The sequence below is a fragment of the Luteibacter sp. genome (genome assembly GCF_009912395.1).
GTDB lineage: Bacteria > Pseudomonadota > Gammaproteobacteria > Xanthomonadales > Rhodanobacteraceae > Luteibacter.
Map to the genome: position 1 here is coordinate 16,256 of NZ_WNDO01000009.1, position 14,467 is coordinate 30,722.

A 14,467-nucleotide genomic window follows, 5' to 3' on the forward strand; every position below is an offset into this window, starting at 1 on the left:
ACGTGCTTTACGCGGCCGGGCGCGGAGGCCACCATCACCCCATGAGCGATCCCACCACCATTCTTGTCGACCCGCAGGTCGAACGCGACGATGCCGACGCGGCCGCCATGGCCCTGTACCTTCAGCTCTTCGGCGACGGCACCATCGGTCCGCATCTTTTCGGCACCGGCGAACCGCGTTTTCGCGTGCACGACGCGATGCTGCGCGAACGCGGCATCCTGGCGCTGGGCCTGCACGCCTCCGGGCATCGCTGGGTCGCCGACGACGAAGGTGCGCATCTGGTGGACGGCGGCCCGGAAAACGGGATCTTCAGCCCCTATAACGGCAGCTTCCGCATCCGCTGCCCGGACTGCCGGGAAATGCTGGCCCCGGGTGAGGACGGCAGCGAGTCCCTGGAGGAAGCGCTTGCCGTGTGGTGCGAGGCGCCCAATTCGGCCTACGTGGTCTGCCCGTCCTGTGCCAGCTGGACACCGCTGGTCGACTGGCGCTCGCCCGGCCACGACTTCGCCGTGGGCCACTTCGCCATCACCTTGTACGGCGCCCACCTACGCGGACTGGCCGGCGGCAGGGACCACGCGGATACCGCCCTGCGCCATCGATTGGGCGACCTCGCGAGCGACTTCGTACTGGTGTTCGCGCGCGCCTGAGCCGGCCGCCGGGGTTGGCGTATCCCGGCCATGAGCGCACCATTGGCGTTTTCCCCGCCCCATCGATCCTTGGAGAACCCCGATGAACGACGCGCTGGCAGCGCTTTATCCCCAGCACCTCGCCACCCTGCGCGAACGTACGGACACGGCGCTTGCCCGAGGCGGTTTCGACCACCTCGTGGTCCCGGCCGGAAAGCCGATCACGAAGTTCCTCGACGACCAGGACTACCCGTTCGTGGTCAACCCGCATTTCAAGCACTGGTTGCCGCTCGTGGATGCCCCGGGCAGCTGGCTGGTGTACACGCCGGGGCACAAGCCCAAGCTGGTCTTCCTGCAGCCGCGCGACTACTGGCACGTGGTGCCCGAGGCGCCCACCGGTTACTGGGTGGAGCATTTCGACATCGTGGTGGTGCGCAAGCCCGCCGACGCCCTGGCCGAGCTGCCGGCCATGCAGTCGCGCTGCGCCATCATCGGTGACTGCACGCTGGAGTCGATCAACCCGAACAACCCGACCACGGTAATCGACCACCTGCATTACCACCGCTCGTTCAAGACCCCGTACGAGCTGGAACTGATGCGCGAAGCCAGCCGTCGCGGCGTGCGCGGTCATCTCGCCGCCGAACGCGCCTTCCGTGAAGGCCAGAGCGAGATCGGGATCCACCAGGCGTATCTCGCCGCCGTGGGCCAGATCGACGCCGAACTGCCCTATTCCAGCATTGTCTGCCTCAACGACCACGGCGCGGTGCTGCACTACACGCACTTCGATCGCAGCGCACCGGCCGAACATCGGTCGTTCCTGATCGATGCGGGCGCGAGCGCGTCGGGCTATGCCAGCGATATCACACGTACCTATGCGGGCAAGGGCGCGGGCGAGTTCCAGGAGCTGATCGACGCGATGGACGCCGCCGAGCGTTCGTTCGTGGCGAAGGTGCGCGCGGGCCAGAGCTATCCGGAACTGCACGTGCATGCGCACCATGTCATCGCGGGTGTGCTGCGCGAGCATGGCTTCATCCGCATGAGCGCCGAGAGCGCGATGGAATCGGGCGTGTCGTCCGCGTTCTTCCCGCACGGCCTGGGCCATGGCATCGGCCTGCAGGTGCACGATGTGGCGGGCTTCCAGGCAGCGGAAACCGGCGGCACCATCGCGAAGCCGGACGGTCACCCGTACCTGCGCCTCACGCGCCAGCTCGAAGCGGGCATGGTGGTGACGATCGAGCCGGGCCTGTACTTCATCGACATGCTGCTGGCCGAACTGAAGGACAAGCCGGTCGCCAGCGACATCGACTGGGCGAAGGTGGATCGTTTCCGCAAGTACGGCGGCATTCGCATCGAGGACGACGTGGTGTGCACCACGGGCGAGCCGGAAAACCTGACGCGGGATGCGTTCGGTTCGTTGAACTGACCGATGTGCCCCGGTCGCCTTGCTGGATGACCGGGGCGCTGGGTTCCTGTTTTCACAGGAACGACGAACTGGCGAACCGTCGTTCCAGCGAACGCTGGAACCCAGCGCGGGGCGATCGGTTATCGCGTCGCGGTCTCCTACGCAAAGCCGATGCAACGCCCTCGCCATGCTGGCGAACCGGGGCGCTGGGTTCCTGTTTTCACAGGAACGACGAGCTCGCAATCCGTCGTTCCTGCGAACGCTGGAACCTAGCGCGGGGCGATCGGTTTTCGCCTCGCGGCTTCCTACGCAAAAGCCGATGTGGCGCCCTCGCGGTGCTGGCAAACCGAGGCGCTGGGTTCCTGTTTTCACAGGAACGACGAGCTGGCGATCCGTCGTTCCAGCGAACGCTGGAACCCAGCGCGGGGCAATCGGTTTTCGCCTCGCGGCTTCCTACGCAAAGGCCGATGCGACGCTCTCGCCATGCTGGCAAACCGAGGCGCTGGGTTCCTGTTTTCACAGGAACGACGATCTGGCAATCCGTCGTTCCAGCGAACGCTGGAACCCAGCGCGGGGCGATTGGTTATCGCGTCGCGGCCTCATACGCAAAGGCCGATGTGGCGCCCTTGCCCTGCTGGCGAACCGAGGCGCTGGGTTCCTGTTTTCACAGGAACGACGAGCGGGGAAATCACACCTTGAGGTAGATTCTCCGCTTGTCCATCCAACGCACTACCAGCCACCACACCGTCACGAAGGCCACGCCCCAGGCGGCCGATGGCACGTAAGGCCCGAGCAGCGGCGTCATCCACGATGCGAAGGCCCATTGATACAAGGGCGCGGTGACGCCCAACGCGATCAGCAGGTAGACCATCAACCCGGAGCCGGCATAAGCGGCGATGGCATTCACGCCAAAGGCGCGGCCCGGCAGGCGCCAGCCGCGACGGTCCACCAACACATGCGCAGCCACCAGCAGCAGGAACGACCAACCGGCCGCCCACAAGGCGTAGCTCGGCGTCCACAGGTTCTTGTTCAGCGGCCACAACCCCTGCGCCAGCCAACCCAGCACCAGCAAGACCACCCCGGCCGCGAGCAGCCGGCGGACATCCCCGCGAACCAACCACGCCCCCGCCCGCATCCCCAGCAGGGTCGACGCCAGCGCAGGCAAGGTGGCAAGCAGCCCCTCGGGATCATGCCCACGCCCCGTCGCCGGGTCCGTCATATAGACGAAGGGCCCGAACAAGGCGGTATCCGCCCGGCTGACCCCGTTCGTCCACGGTTCCATGCCGCCCACCAGCAGCAACGCCCCGTACCCCACCAGCAAGAGCGCGACCAGCGCGTCCCGCATCCATGCGCTGGCGTGGATCGCCAGTAGCGAGGCCGCGGCGAAACAGATGCCGATCCGCTGCAACACACCGGGGATTCGCAGGTGGGCATCGGGTATCGCCAACCACGCCACGATGTTCAAAAGCAGCCCCAATCCGGCAATCCGCAGCGCGCGACGTAACGCCGCATGCCGAATAGGTGCCTTCGCCACGCCGACTTCGACACGCGGCACGATGGCCAGCGACACCGACACGCCGACGATGAAAAGGAACAGGGGAAAGACCAGGTCGGTCGGCGTGAATCCATTCCACTGCGCGTGCTCCAGAGGCCACCAGACATGGCCCCAATCGCCCGGATCGTTTACGAGGAGCATGGCCGCGACGGTGATTCCGCGAAGTACATCGACTGAGGCGTAACGCACTTTACTCTGGGTCATCGAAGCGTATGCTGGAGGCGGCAGGGGAAAGCGAAGGATACGCGGTCAGCCCGTTGCGACAATCGGCCATGGCTCGCGTCGGAACCGTCAGGCTTACGATGCCTGCGGATGTTCAAGGGACTTGCTGGAGTCGCACCCATGGTTGTCGACATTCCGACCAAAGGCCGCCGATGGCGTGACAAACCACTCAAGAGACTCGTTTTCGAGCTCTCCGTGATTGTCGTCGCCAAACTCGCCGTGCTCATGCTCATCTGGTACGTGGCCATACGCCCGCTGCCGCGAGCCGATGTCTCGCCCGCCGGCGTCAGCCGCGCACTCGCCCCCGCTTCCGCCTCCACCCAGGGAAACCAGCCATGATCGTCGACCCCGATGTCGTCGGTTTATCGCGCCTGCAATTCGCGCTGACCGCTCTTTATCACTTCCTCTTCGTCCCGCTCACGCTGGGCCTGGCGTTCATGCTTGCCATCATGGAAAGCGTGTATGTCATGACCCGACGCGAAGTGTGGAAACGCATGACCCAGTTCTGGGGCGTGCTGTTCGGCATCAACTTCGCCATGGGCGTCGCTACCGGCGTCACCATGGAATTCCAGTTCGGCACGAACTGGGCGTACTACTCGCACTACGTGGGCGACATCTTCGGCGCCCCGCTCGCCATCGAAGGCATGATGGCGTTCTTCCTCGAAGGCACGCTGGTGGGCCTGTTCTTCTTCGGCTGGGATCGCATCTCGCCGCTGAAGCACATGCTGGTCACCTGGTTCCTCGCCCTGGCGACCAGCCTCTCGGCGCTGTGGATCCTCATCGCCAATGCCTGGATGCAGAACCCGGTGGGCGCTGCGTTCAACCCGCAGACGATGCGCATGGAGGTGACCTCGTTCAAGGAGGTGATCTTCAACCCCGTCGCCCAGTCGAAGTTCGTGCACACGGTAAGCGCCGGCTACACGATGGGTGCGATGTTCGTGCTGTCGATCAGCGCCTGGTACCTATTGCGCGGACGCAACATCGACTTCGCCAAGCGCTCCATGACGGTGGCCGCCAGCTTCGGCCTTGCCGCCGCGCTTTCGGTGGTGGTGCTGGGCGACGAGTCGGGCTATGCCGTCTCGGAAAACCAGAAGATGAAGATGGCCGCCATCGAGGCCATGTGGGAAACCGAACCGGCACCCGCCTCGTTCACGCTGTTCGGCCTGCCGGACGTGAAAGCTAAGGAGACCCATGCGGCGGTGCGCATCCCCTGGGTGATGGGACTGATGGGCACGCGCTCGATCGACGAGCCCATCCTCGGCATCGCCGACCTCGTGGACGACGCCAAGGTACGTATCGCCGACGGCATCAAGGCCTACGACGCGATGCTAGTGCTGCGCGAGAACAAGAACGACGCGCAGGCCAAGGCGATCCTCGCCGCGCACGACAAGGACATGGGCTATGCCCTGCTGCTGAAGCGTTTCATGGACGATCCGCGCAAGGCCTCGCCGGAAGACATCCAGAAGGCCGCCGACAGCACCATCCCGAACGTGCCGGTGCTGTTCTGGTCGTTCCGCATCATGGTCGCCTGCGGCCTGTGGTTCATCGTGCTGTTCGGCTATGCCTTCTGGCGCGCCAGCAAGCGTCGCCTGGAAGGCCGTCGCTTCCTCCGCGTAGCACTGTGGAGCCTACCGTTGCCGTGGGTGGCCGCGGAACTGGGCTGGATCGTCGCCGAGTACGGTCGCCAGCCGTGGGCCATCGAAGGCGTGTTGCCGACGGCGCTCGGTGCCTCGTCGCTCACCTCTGGTCAGGTGTGGATCTCGCTGGGTGGCTTCGTTCTGTTCTACACGGCCCTGGCCGTGATCGACGGCTACCTGATGGTGAAGTTCGCGCGCAAGGGACCGGACGGCCTCGGCATGTGGCCGAAGAAGCCCGACGCGATCCCGACCACGGCGCAGACGGCGTAAAGGAGAACGACATGTTCGATTACGAAACCCTGCGCATCATCTGGTGGGCCCTGATCGGCATCCTGCTGATCGGCTTCGCCATCATGGACGGCTTCGACTTCGGCGTGGCCGCCCTGCTCCGCGTGCTCGGCAAGGACGAACACGAGCGCGTGGTGCTGCTGGAAACCATCGAGCCCACCTGGGAAGGCAACCAGGTGTGGTTCATCCTTGGCGGCGGCGCGGTGTTCGCCGCATGGCCGCTGCTTTACGCCGCCTCGTTCTCGGGGCTGTACGTGGCGATGTTCGTGCTGCTGGTGGCTTTCATCATTCGCCCGGTGGGCTTCAACTTCCGCGAGAAGGTGCACCACGCCACCTGGAAGGCCGTGTGGGATTACTGCCTGGTGGCCTCGGGCGTGATCGTGATGCTGGTCTGCGGCGTGGCCTTCGGCAACCTGTTCCTGGGTCTGCCGTTCCATTTCGACGGCGACCTGCGCATGACCTGGGACGGCACGTTCTTCCAGTTGTTCCGCCCGTTCGCGCTGCTGAGCGGCCTGGTGAGCCTGAGCATGTTGCTCGCCCATGGTGCCGCCTGGGCTGCGATGAAGGCGGACCACACCATCGCCGTGCGTGCCGTGAAGGTCTCGCGTATCGCGTCGCTGGTGTATGTGGTGCTGTTCGTGCTGGCCGGCATCTGGCTTGCCTATGGTATCCCGGGTTACGCCATCGCTGGACCGGTGGTGACTGACGCCGCCTCGAATCCGCTCGGCAAGGACGTCGCGGTGGGAGGTACCTGGTTCGCCGGCTACCTCACGCATCCGATGTTCTGGGGCGCGCCGGTGCTGGCCTTCGTCGGTGCGCTGGGCTTGCAGCTGTTCATCGGCCGTCGCGGTTTCCTGGGTTTCTTCTGCAGCAGCCTCGCGGTGGCCGGCACGATCCTCTCGGCAGGGTTCGCACTGTTCCCGTTCCTGATGCCATCGGCCAGCAGCCCGTCGTCGAGCCTCACGGTGTGGGACGCATCGTCCAGCCAGGGCACGCTGCTATTGATGCTCGGCGTCACCGTGGTGTTCCTGCCGATCATCCTGCTCTACACCGGCTGGGTCTTCCGCGTAATGCGCGGCCGGGTCACCCTTGATCATGTGCGCAAGTCGCACGGCATGTACTGAAGGAGCGACGCCATGTGGTATTTCGCCTGGATCCTCGGCCTTGGCCTCGCCTGCGCCTTCGGCATCCTCAACGCAATGTGGTACGAGGTGCACTCGGACGATGAAGCGCATCGAAGGAAGGATGTGATGCCCAAGCACGAGGGACCGTGATCGAAAAGGCCGCCGTAAGGCGGCCTTTTCGTAGGAAAGTGATCGCGACAATCGATTGCATCGCGCTGGGTTCCTGCGTGCGCAGGAACGACGGTTACCTCACCCTCGTCGTTCCTGTGAAAACAGGAACCCAGCGCCTCTGTCTACCAGCACCGCGAGCGAGTCGCATCGCCTCTACCGTTGCAGCGCGTCGGGCGCCTTCGGCACCATCGCCGTCATCACGTCCGCCGCACCCTTGGTAACGATCAGGTCATCCTCGATGCGGATGCCGATGCCGCGCCAGCGCTCGGGCACCGCGCGGTCGTTCGGTGGCACGTAGATGCCCGGCTCCACCGTGAGCACCATGCCTTCCTCCAGCACGCGCGGCTCGCCATCGATGCGGTAGTCGCCCACGTCGTGCACGTCCAGGCCGAGCCAGTGGCCTGTCTTGCTGGGGAAATACGTTTTGTACGCGCCGTCGGCGATCGCGCGCTCCACGCCGCCCTTGATGAAGCCCAGCGCACACAGCCCGGTGGCGATCACGCGCACGGCGGCGTCATGCGAATCGGCGAAGGAACGCCCCGGACGGACGGCATCGATCGCGGCCAGCTGCGCATCGTGCACGATGTCGTAGAGCGCGCGCTGTTCCTTCGTGAAACTACCGCCCACCGGGAAGGTTCGGGTGATGTCGGAGGCGTAGCAATCCACTTCCGCACCCGCGTCGATCAGCAGCAGGTCGCCATCCTTCAAGGTGGCCCGGTTCTGCTGGTAATGCATGATGCAAGCGTTCGCGCCACCGGCCACCGTGGGCGGAAAGGCGGGAACCGCACCGCGCCCGCGAATCGTGCGGAGGATCTCGCCTTCGATCTCGTACTCGGCCACGCCGGGGCGAGCCATCGCCATGGCGGCCAGGTGCGCGGCGCCCGCCACCTCGGCGGAGCGGCGCATCAGCGCCAGCTCGTCGCGCGACTTGAACAGGCGCATGTCGTGCAGCAGGTGACCCAGCGCGACCAGGTCCTTCGGCACCACGCCACCACCACGCGCCGTGCGCAGGCGACGCATCCAGCCCAGCAGGCGGGCGTCGAAATCCGGCTCCAGGCCGAAATGGCAATAGACCCGCGAGCGGCCCTCGATCATCCCGGGCAGGATGTCGTCGATATCGTCGATGGGAAAGGCATCGTCGAGCTTCAGTTCGCGCGCGGCGCGATCGGTGCCCATGCGCTCGCCATCCCAGCGTTCACGCTCGGCATCGCGCTCGCGGCAGAACAGCACCGTCTCACCGTGCGCGCGACCGGGCAACAGGGCCAGCACGGCCTCGGGCTCGCCAAAGCCGGTGAGGTAATGGAAATCGGAATCCTGCCGGTACGGCCACGGCGCGTCGGCATTGCGCATCCGCTCGGGAGCGGCGGCGAGGATTAGTACCGCATCCTCGCCGACCATGCGCATCAGCTCCCGGCGCCGCCGGGCGTATTCGGCCGCCGCGATCAATGCAGCGTATCGCTCGCCGGCTGCGGGCCGGTGGCGAGTTCGGCGTGCAGGAGCATGGCACCCGCGCGGACGAATTCTTCCAGCTCGATCAGGCTCTCGTCGTTCACGTCGTCATCGGCGTCGAACTCGAATTCCGTGGCGGCGATGGCGGCCATGTCCTTCAGAATCTCCTTCGCATCGTCGCTCATGGCCTGGTTGCGCATGACCGAGCCGCCCAGGCCCAGGCCGCCCAGGAAGCCGCGGATCCAGTCCGTCAGGCCATCCGCGCGCTCGGCGATGGGGGCGTCGTCGTCCGGCAGCCAGGGCGAGAAGGTCAGTTCGGGATCGGCCAGCCATTCCTGGGTCTGCTGGCGCAGGCGGCCCAGCATCGCAACCTCGTCGGCGCTGGGCGCGGGGTCGGGTTCGAGCTGGAGGGCGCCGAGCACCGAATGTCCGGGGAAGATGCCACCGGAACTGATGAAGCCGACCAGGGAGCCGTGGAATTCGCTCACATTGGTGGCCAGCTTGCAGCGCCCGATCAGCTCGGCGATGTCTTCGGGATCGACGGTCAGGTTGGCCGACATGACGGGGGGACTCCTGGAGGATACGGTCGTGGATTCTAATCCACCCGCCCGCGCGCCGGACCTGCCGCCCCTGTTATAGTCCGCCTCATGACGAACCCGGACGCCTTCAAGACCGAATTCGAAGCCTTGAGCGCCACGCTCGACCGGCTCGTCGACACCGTTCGCCGCCTCACCGAGGAAAACCGCAGCCTGCGGCACAGCCAGGAACAACTGGCCAGCGAACGGGCCAGTCTCATGGCGCGCAACGAACAGGCGCGCAGCCGTGTGGAAGCGATGATCCAGCGCCTCAAGGCGCTTGAGAACACAGGCTGAAATTTCAAGCATGAACGCCATGACCAGCGAACCGGTGGCCCTGCGCCTGCTCGATCGCGAGATCCATATCGCCTGCTCCCCCGACGAGCGGGCCGGCCTCGTCGCCGCCGCGCAATTCCTCGACGGCAAGATGCGCGAGCTGAAGTCCAACGCGAAGGTGCCCGGCTTCGACCGGATCGCCGTGCTGGCAGCGGTGAGCATCGCTCATGAATTGCTCACGCTGCGCAAGGATCAGGCCTCTCAGGAACAGGTGCTGACCGACGGAATCGCCGCTTTGCGTCGAAAGCTTGATGCTCTCGTGGACGGCTCGATAAAATAACCCCCGGGCGTTCTCTGCGCTGTTCGCCAGTGCACTTTACATTTGCCTTGTTCCTACATACGACCCCGGGTCGACCGTACGTGATGGTTGCGCATGTCCGCCGAGTGCGGAAAGCCTTGAAGTTGCGTGGTTCTCCCACCTGATCCTTTGGATCAAGGTCGTTTGGTGTACAGCGGCAGGGCGGAGGACGCCTCCTTATTCTTCGCCGGCCGGTCCACGCGACCGGTCAGCGTTCCCCCCGCGGCACCGGGGGGAGCGGCTCGACGGCAACCCCGCCTGTGCCGTTCGGCTGAACCACCCATGTCAAAGCTCCCCGAGAGACGTGAACTGCGCGCGGACCTCGTCCAGCGGCGCCGTGAGCTGAAACCCGCCGAGCGCGTCGCCGCGGCCCAGGGCCTGCGTGCCTCGCTGGAACAGCTCCCCGAATTCCTCACCGACAAGCACGTGGCCGGCTACTGGGCCACGGGTGGCGAGCTGCCGCTGAACCTCGCCATCGCGCCGCTGGCCGAACGCGGGCAGACGTTCTACCTGCCCATCGTGACCAAGGTGGGCGGCAAGCGCCGTCTGCGCTTCGCGCCGTGGACCACGGGCGAGGATGTCGAGGCCAACGAACTGGGCATCCCCGAGCCGAAGGCCTCGGAGCACATCATCGAAGCCGACAAGCTCGAACTGGTCCTCGTGCCGCTGCTCGGATTCGACCGTCGCGGCAACCGCCTGGGCTTCGGCGGCGGCTACTACGACCGCAGCTTCGAATTCCTGCGCGACCGCGAGCGCCCGGCCCAGCCGCTACTGGTGGGCGTGGGCTACTCATTCCAGGAAGTTCCCACGCTGGAGACGGCGGAATGGGACATCGCCCTCGACTACGTGGCGACCGAGAAGGAACTGATCGACTGCACGGGCGTGAAGGCATGAAGTATTGGCTCATGAAGTCCGAGCCGGACGCCTTCTCCATCGACGACCTGCAACGCAAGGGCACTGAGCCCTGGGACGGCGTTCGCAACTACCAGGCGCGCAACTTCATGCGCGATGGCATGAAGGTTGGCGACAAGATCTTCTTCTACCACTCCAACACCGACGTGCCGGGCATCGTCGGCATCGCCACGGTGGCCTCCACGGCCTATCCGGACGAGAGCCAGTTCAACCCGAAGTCGAAGTATTACGACGAGAAGAGCAAGCGCGAGGAACCGCGCTGGTTCCTGGTCGACGTGAAGTTCGATCGCAAGCTCAAGCGCACCATCTCGCTCGAAGAGCTGAAAGGCCACGACGCGCTGGAGGACATGCCGCTGGTACGCAAGGGCAATCGCCTCTCCGTGATGCCGGTCGCCAAGGGCGACTGGGATTTCATCCTCACGCTGGAAAAACCATGAGCCAGGACAACGAGAAGCGACTTGCCGCGGAAACCGCCGCGCTCAAGTACGTCGGCAACGGCGCGTTCAAGGGCGGCATCATCGGCGTGGGCACCGGCTCGACGGTGAATTTCTTCATCGACGAGCTGCCCCAGTACCGCGACAAGATCAAGGCCGCGGTTTCCAGCTCGGAGGCCTCCAGCGAACGCCTGCGCAAGCTCGGCTTCGACGTGATCGACCTCAACGCGGCGGGCCGCCTCGACCTCTACGTCGATGGCGCCGACGAGTGCGATCCGCACAAGAACCTGATCAAGGGCGGCGGCGCCGCGCTCACGCGCGAGAAGATCGTCGCGGCAGCGTCGGAGAAGTTCGTCTGCATCGTGGACGCCACCAAGCAGGTGGAGGTTCTCGGCAAGTTCCCGCTGCCCATCGAGGTCATCCCGATGGCGCGTAGCCTTGTGGCGCGAGAGATCGTCGCCATGGGCGGCCAGCCGGTGTGGCGCGACGGCGTCACCACGGACAACGGCAACTGGATCATCGATGTCCACGGCTGGCGCATCGCCGACCCCGTGGGGCTGGAAGCCAAGCTCAACCAGATCGTCGGCGTGGTGTGCGTGGGCCTGTTCGCCAAACGCCCGGCCGACGTGGTGATCGTGGGCAATCGCGAGATCTGAAGCGACACCTGTAGGAGCGCGCTTGCGCGCGATCGCGCGCAAGCGCGCTCCTACAAAACGGGTAACCTTGCGGCATGACGCTCGAATCCATCCTCCTTATTGTCCTCCTCGTTATCGCCCTGGCCTGCCTGGGCCTGCTGGTCGTGTTGCTGTCGCGCCGTCGCGACGACAACGGTGCCGCCCGCTTCGATGCCCTGCGTGACGACTCCCGCCGATTGGAAGCCGTGCTGCGCGAGGAACAGCGCGCCGGTCGTGGCGAACTGGGCGACAGCTTCGGCCAGTTCCGTGGGCACGTTCAGGAGCAGCTCCAGGCCGCTTCCACGCTCCAACAGGAGCGCATCGAAGGCTTCGGCCGCCGCCTCGACCAGCTGACCGAACGCACCGACAACGGCCTGCAATCGCTGCGCATGGGCCTCGCGGACGACTCCCGCAAGACCCGCGAGGAATCCGCCCTCACGCTGAAGCATTTCGGCGAAAGCATCGACCAGCGCCTCGCCAATCTCACCGCCGACAACGAGAAGCGCCTCGCGGAGGTGCGCGGCACGCTGGAGACCCGCCTCGCCGCGATCCAGCAGGACAACGCCGCCAAGCTGGAACAGATGCGCGCCACGGTCGACGAAAAGTTGCAGTCCACGCTCGAAACCCGCCTGGGCCAGTCGTTCCAGCTCGTCTCCGAACGCCTGGAGGCCGTGCAGCGTGGCCTGGGCGAGATGCAGGCCCTGGCCGCCGGCGTCGGCGACCTCAAGCGCGTGCTCACCAACGTGAAGACGCGCGGCACCTTCGGCGAAGTGCAGTTGGGCGCCCTGCTCGAACAGATCCTCATCGCGGAGCAGTACGCCGCCAACGTCGCCACCGTGCCGGGCTCCGCCGAGCGGGTGGAATACGCGATCCGCCTGCCGGGCACCGACGACGGCGAGCCGGTCTGGCTGCCGATCGACGCCAAGTACCCGGTGGAGGACTACCAGCGCCTGCTCGACGCCCAGGACGCCGCCGACACCGACGGCATCGTCAGTGCTGGCAAGGCCCTGGAGGTGCGCGTGCGCGAGGAAGCCAAGCGCATCCGCAGCAAGTATGTCTCGCCACCGCATACCACCGATTTCGCGATCCTGTTCCTGCCCACCGAAGGCCTGTATGCCGAGGTGATCCGGCGCCCGGGTCTGTCCGACCAGCTCCAGCGCGAGCATCGGGTCACTGTGGCGGGGCCGACCACCCTCACTGCCCTGCTGAACAGCCTGCAGATGGGCTTCCGTACCCTGGCCATCGAAAAACGCTCGTCCGAGGTCTGGCAGGTGTTGGGCGCGGTGAAGAACGAGTTCGGCAAGTTCGGCGTCGTGCTGGAAAAGACCCGCAAGCAGCTGGACACGGTGCGCAACAGCATCGACAACGCCGGCGTCCGCACCCGCGCCATCGAGCGCAAGCTGCGTGGCGTGGAGACGTTGGGCGGGGAAGAAACCCAACGCTTGCTCGACCTGGCCCCGGATGACGAGCCGGGCGAGGACGAGGCCGAAGCCCCCTGACCGTCGTTCCAGCGAACGCTGGAACCTAGCGCGAGGCAATCGGTTGTCGCCTCGCAGACCCCTACGCAAAAGCCGATGCGGCGCCCTCGCCGTGCTGGTGATCCGGGGCGCTGGGTTCCTGTTTTCACAGGAACGACGAGCTGGCGATCCGTCGTTCCAGCGAACGCTGGAACCCAGCGCGGGGCGACCGGTTGTTGCGTCGCGGCCTCCTACGCAAAAGCCGATGCGACGCCCTCGCCGTGCTGGTGATCCGGGGCGCTGGGTTCCTGTTTTCACAGGAACGACGAGCTGGCGATCCGTCGTTCCAGCGAACGCTGGAACCCAGCGCGGGGCGACCGGTTGTCGCGTCGAGGTCCCCTACGCAAAGGCCGATGTAGCGCCCTCGCCGTGCTGGCGAACCGGGGCGCTAGGTTCCTGTTTTCACAGGAACGACGAGGCTGGTAGTCCGTCGTTCCAGCGAACGCTGGAACCCAGCGCGGGGCGACCGGTTGTTGCGTCGCGGCCTCCTACGCAAAAGCCGATGCGATGCCCTCGCCGTGCTGGCGAACCGGGGCGCTAGGTTCCTGTTTTCACAGGAACGACGAGCTAGTGCCCCGTGCAGGGACCCCACCACCCCCTCCCCCCGCGCTACAATGCGCGATTGCCTTCAGTAAGGAACCCGCCCCGATGAGCGACGAGTCCAAGTCCCGTCCGGTCACCCGCGAACAGGCCGAGGAGGCCGTGCGCACGCTGCTCTTGTGGGCCGGCGAGGATCCGAAGCGGGAAGGCCTGCTCGACACCCCCAAGCGGGTGGTCAAGGCCTATGGCGACTGGTTCCGGGGTTACGACGAGGATCCGGCCGAGTACCTGCGCCGCACCTTCGAGGAAGTGGCCGGCTACGACGAGATGATCGTCCTGCGCGACATCGAGTTCGAAAGCCACTGCGAGCACCACATGGCCCCGATCATCGGTCGTGCCCATGTCGGCTACGTGCCCACCGACCGTGTCGTCGGCATCAGCAAGCTGGCCCGCGTGGTCGACGGCTTCGCCCGTCGCTTCCAGGTGCAGGAGAAGCTCACCGCGCAGATCGCCCACTGCATCGAAGACACCCTGCGCCCGCGCGGCGTCGGCGTGGTGATCGACGCAAGCCACGAGTGCATGACCACCCGCGGCGTGCACAAGCGCGGCGTGTCCATGGTCACCAGCCAGATGCTGGGCAGCTTCCGGGAAGATCCGCGCACACGCAGCGAATTCCTCCGGTTCGTCGGCGTCGATCGCCGCTGAAC

The 14,467-nt window shown here is 65.8% G+C and carries 16 protein-coding genes and 1 other RNA gene; 14 read left to right on the plus strand and 3 right to left on the minus strand.

Annotated elements, in window-relative coordinates:
• Window positions 1-41: 41 nt before the first annotated feature.
• Together GAK28_RS09975 and pepQ are read left to right on the plus strand one after the other, a co-directional pair.
• Window positions 42-647 carry a hypothetical protein gene (locus GAK28_RS09975; protein WP_291777974.1) on the plus strand — a complete coding sequence of 202 codons (606 nt, stop codon included), beginning with the start codon at window positions 42-44 and terminating at the stop codon, window positions 645-647.
• 82 nt (window positions 648-729) lie between these two features.
• Window positions 730-2,049, plus strand: coding sequence for a Xaa-Pro dipeptidase (gene pepQ / locus GAK28_RS09980; protein ID WP_291777977.1), 1,320 nt, complete (start codon window positions 730-732; stop codon window positions 2,047-2,049).
• A gap of 667 nt (window positions 2,050-2,716) precedes the next feature.
• Here pepQ and GAK28_RS09985 read toward each other — a convergent pair.
• Window positions 2,717-3,787, minus strand: a complete 1,071-nt coding sequence (locus GAK28_RS09985) for a heparan-alpha-glucosaminide N-acetyltransferase domain-containing protein (protein ID WP_291777979.1) — start codon at window positions 3,785-3,787, stop codon at window positions 2,717-2,719.
• A gap of 138 nt (window positions 3,788-3,925) precedes the next feature.
• Here GAK28_RS09985 and cydP point away from each other — a divergent pair, with 138 nt between their 5' ends.
• From cydP to cydX, 4 genes are read left to right on the plus strand one after another with little or no spacing between them, the layout of a single operon-like run.
• Window positions 3,926-4,144, plus strand: a complete 219-nt coding sequence (gene cydP, locus GAK28_RS09990; RefSeq protein WP_291777982.1) for a cytochrome oxidase putative small subunit CydP — start codon at window positions 3,926-3,928, stop codon at window positions 4,142-4,144.
• On the plus strand, window positions 4,141-5,712 hold the full coding sequence (locus GAK28_RS09995) for a cytochrome ubiquinol oxidase subunit I (protein WP_291777985.1): 1,572 nt from the start codon (window positions 4,141-4,143) through the stop codon (window positions 5,710-5,712). The genes cydP and GAK28_RS09995 overlap by 4 nt, the downstream gene beginning before the upstream one ends.
• An 11-nt stretch (window positions 5,713-5,723) precedes the next feature.
• Entirely contained in the window at window positions 5,724-6,854 is a 1,131-nt protein-coding gene (gene cydB / locus GAK28_RS10000; RefSeq protein WP_291777988.1) for a cytochrome d ubiquinol oxidase subunit II, read from the plus strand.
• A 12-nt stretch (window positions 6,855-6,866) separates the two neighbouring features.
• Complete coding sequence (cydX, locus tag GAK28_RS10005; RefSeq protein WP_291777992.1) at window positions 6,867-7,004, plus strand: cytochrome bd-I oxidase subunit CydX; 138 nt, start codon at window positions 6,867-6,869, stop codon at window positions 7,002-7,004.
• A gap of 174 nt (window positions 7,005-7,178) precedes the next feature.
• On the opposite strand, the gene GAK28_RS10010 is transcribed toward cydX, so the two are convergent.
• Together GAK28_RS10010 and GAK28_RS10015 are read right to left on the minus strand one after the other, a co-directional pair.
• Entirely contained in the window at window positions 7,179-8,471 is a 1,293-nt protein-coding gene (locus tag GAK28_RS10010; protein WP_291777994.1) for an aminopeptidase P N-terminal domain-containing protein, read from the minus strand.
• Window positions 8,468-9,034, minus strand: a complete 567-nt coding sequence (locus GAK28_RS10015) for a UPF0149 family protein (protein ID WP_291777998.1) — start codon at window positions 9,032-9,034, stop codon at window positions 8,468-8,470. The genes GAK28_RS10010 and GAK28_RS10015 overlap by 4 nt, the downstream gene beginning before the upstream one ends.
• An 87-nt stretch (window positions 9,035-9,121) precedes the next feature.
• Here GAK28_RS10015 and GAK28_RS10020 point away from each other — a divergent pair, with 87 nt between their 5' ends.
• From GAK28_RS10020 to folE, 8 genes are all read left to right on the plus strand, one after another.
• Complete coding sequence (locus tag GAK28_RS10020; RefSeq protein WP_291778001.1) at window positions 9,122-9,346, plus strand: TIGR02449 family protein; 225 nt, start codon at window positions 9,122-9,124, stop codon at window positions 9,344-9,346.
• A 10-nt stretch (window positions 9,347-9,356) separates the two neighbouring features.
• Window positions 9,357-9,665, plus strand: coding sequence for a cell division protein ZapA (locus GAK28_RS10025; RefSeq protein ID WP_291778004.1), 309 nt, complete (start codon window positions 9,357-9,359; stop codon window positions 9,663-9,665).
• Window positions 9,666-9,673: 8 nt separating this feature from the next.
• A non-coding RNA gene (gene ssrS / locus GAK28_RS10030) (6S RNA) lies at window positions 9,674-9,856 on the plus strand.
• Window positions 9,857-9,965: 109 nt separating this feature from the next.
• Window positions 9,966-10,577: a 5-formyltetrahydrofolate cyclo-ligase gene (locus tag GAK28_RS10035; protein ID WP_291778007.1), complete on the plus strand. Its 612-nt coding sequence runs from the start codon at window positions 9,966-9,968 to the stop codon at window positions 10,575-10,577.
• Window positions 10,574-11,032, plus strand: a complete 459-nt coding sequence (locus GAK28_RS10040; protein WP_291778047.1) for an EVE domain-containing protein — start codon at window positions 10,574-10,576, stop codon at window positions 11,030-11,032. The genes GAK28_RS10035 and GAK28_RS10040 overlap by 4 nt, the downstream gene beginning before the upstream one ends.
• The gene (rpiA, locus tag GAK28_RS10045) at window positions 11,029-11,685 is read left to right on the plus strand and encodes a ribose-5-phosphate isomerase RpiA (protein WP_291778050.1); all 657 of its coding nucleotides are present in this window, start codon (window positions 11,029-11,031) and stop codon (window positions 11,683-11,685) included. The genes GAK28_RS10040 and rpiA overlap by 4 nt, the downstream gene beginning before the upstream one ends.
• Before the next feature lie 74 nt (window positions 11,686-11,759).
• Window positions 11,760-13,202 carry a DNA recombination protein RmuC gene (rmuC, locus tag GAK28_RS10050; protein ID WP_291778052.1) on the plus strand — a complete coding sequence of 481 codons (1,443 nt, stop codon included), beginning with the start codon at window positions 11,760-11,762 and terminating at the stop codon, window positions 13,200-13,202.
• A 666-nt stretch (window positions 13,203-13,868) separates the two neighbouring features.
• Complete coding sequence (gene folE / locus GAK28_RS10055) at window positions 13,869-14,465, plus strand: GTP cyclohydrolase I FolE (RefSeq protein WP_291778055.1); 597 nt, start codon at window positions 13,869-13,871, stop codon at window positions 14,463-14,465.
• The last annotated feature ends 2 nt before the right edge of the window (window positions 14,466-14,467 follow it).

What these genes read in the sequence shown, in the direction of transcription:
- GAK28_RS09975 (WP_291777974.1), top strand. Translation starts at nt 42, where the DNA reads ATGAGCGATCCCACCACCATTCTTGTCGACCCGCAGGTCGAACGCGAC.
- pepQ (WP_291777977.1), top strand. Translation starts at nt 730, where the DNA reads ATGAACGACGCGCTGGCAGCGCTTTATCCCCAGCACCTCGCCACCCTG.
- GAK28_RS09985 (WP_291777979.1), bottom strand. Translation starts at nt 3,787, where the DNA reads ATGACCCAGAGTAAAGTGCGTTACGCCTCAGTCGATGTACTTCGCGGA.
- cydP (WP_291777982.1), top strand. Translation starts at nt 3,926, where the DNA reads ATGGTTGTCGACATTCCGACCAAAGGCCGCCGATGGCGTGACAAACCA.
- GAK28_RS09995 (WP_291777985.1), top strand. Translation starts at nt 4,141, where the DNA reads ATGATCGTCGACCCCGATGTCGTCGGTTTATCGCGCCTGCAATTCGCG.
- cydB (WP_291777988.1), top strand. Translation starts at nt 5,724, where the DNA reads ATGTTCGATTACGAAACCCTGCGCATCATCTGGTGGGCCCTGATCGGC.
- cydX (WP_291777992.1), top strand. Translation starts at nt 6,867, where the DNA reads ATGTGGTATTTCGCCTGGATCCTCGGCCTTGGCCTCGCCTGCGCCTTC.
- GAK28_RS10015 (WP_291777998.1), bottom strand. Translation starts at nt 9,034, where the DNA reads ATGTCGGCCAACCTGACCGTCGATCCCGAAGACATCGCCGAGCTGATC.
- GAK28_RS10020 (WP_291778001.1), top strand. Translation starts at nt 9,122, where the DNA reads ATGACGAACCCGGACGCCTTCAAGACCGAATTCGAAGCCTTGAGCGCC.
- GAK28_RS10025 (WP_291778004.1), top strand. Translation starts at nt 9,357, where the DNA reads ATGAACGCCATGACCAGCGAACCGGTGGCCCTGCGCCTGCTCGATCGC.
- GAK28_RS10035 (WP_291778007.1), top strand. Translation starts at nt 9,966, where the DNA reads ATGTCAAAGCTCCCCGAGAGACGTGAACTGCGCGCGGACCTCGTCCAG.
- GAK28_RS10040 (WP_291778047.1), top strand. Translation starts at nt 10,574, where the DNA reads ATGAAGTATTGGCTCATGAAGTCCGAGCCGGACGCCTTCTCCATCGAC.
- rpiA (WP_291778050.1), top strand. Translation starts at nt 11,029, where the DNA reads ATGAGCCAGGACAACGAGAAGCGACTTGCCGCGGAAACCGCCGCGCTC.
- rmuC (WP_291778052.1), top strand. Translation starts at nt 11,760, where the DNA reads ATGACGCTCGAATCCATCCTCCTTATTGTCCTCCTCGTTATCGCCCTG.
- folE (WP_291778055.1), top strand. Translation starts at nt 13,869, where the DNA reads ATGAGCGACGAGTCCAAGTCCCGTCCGGTCACCCGCGAACAGGCCGAG.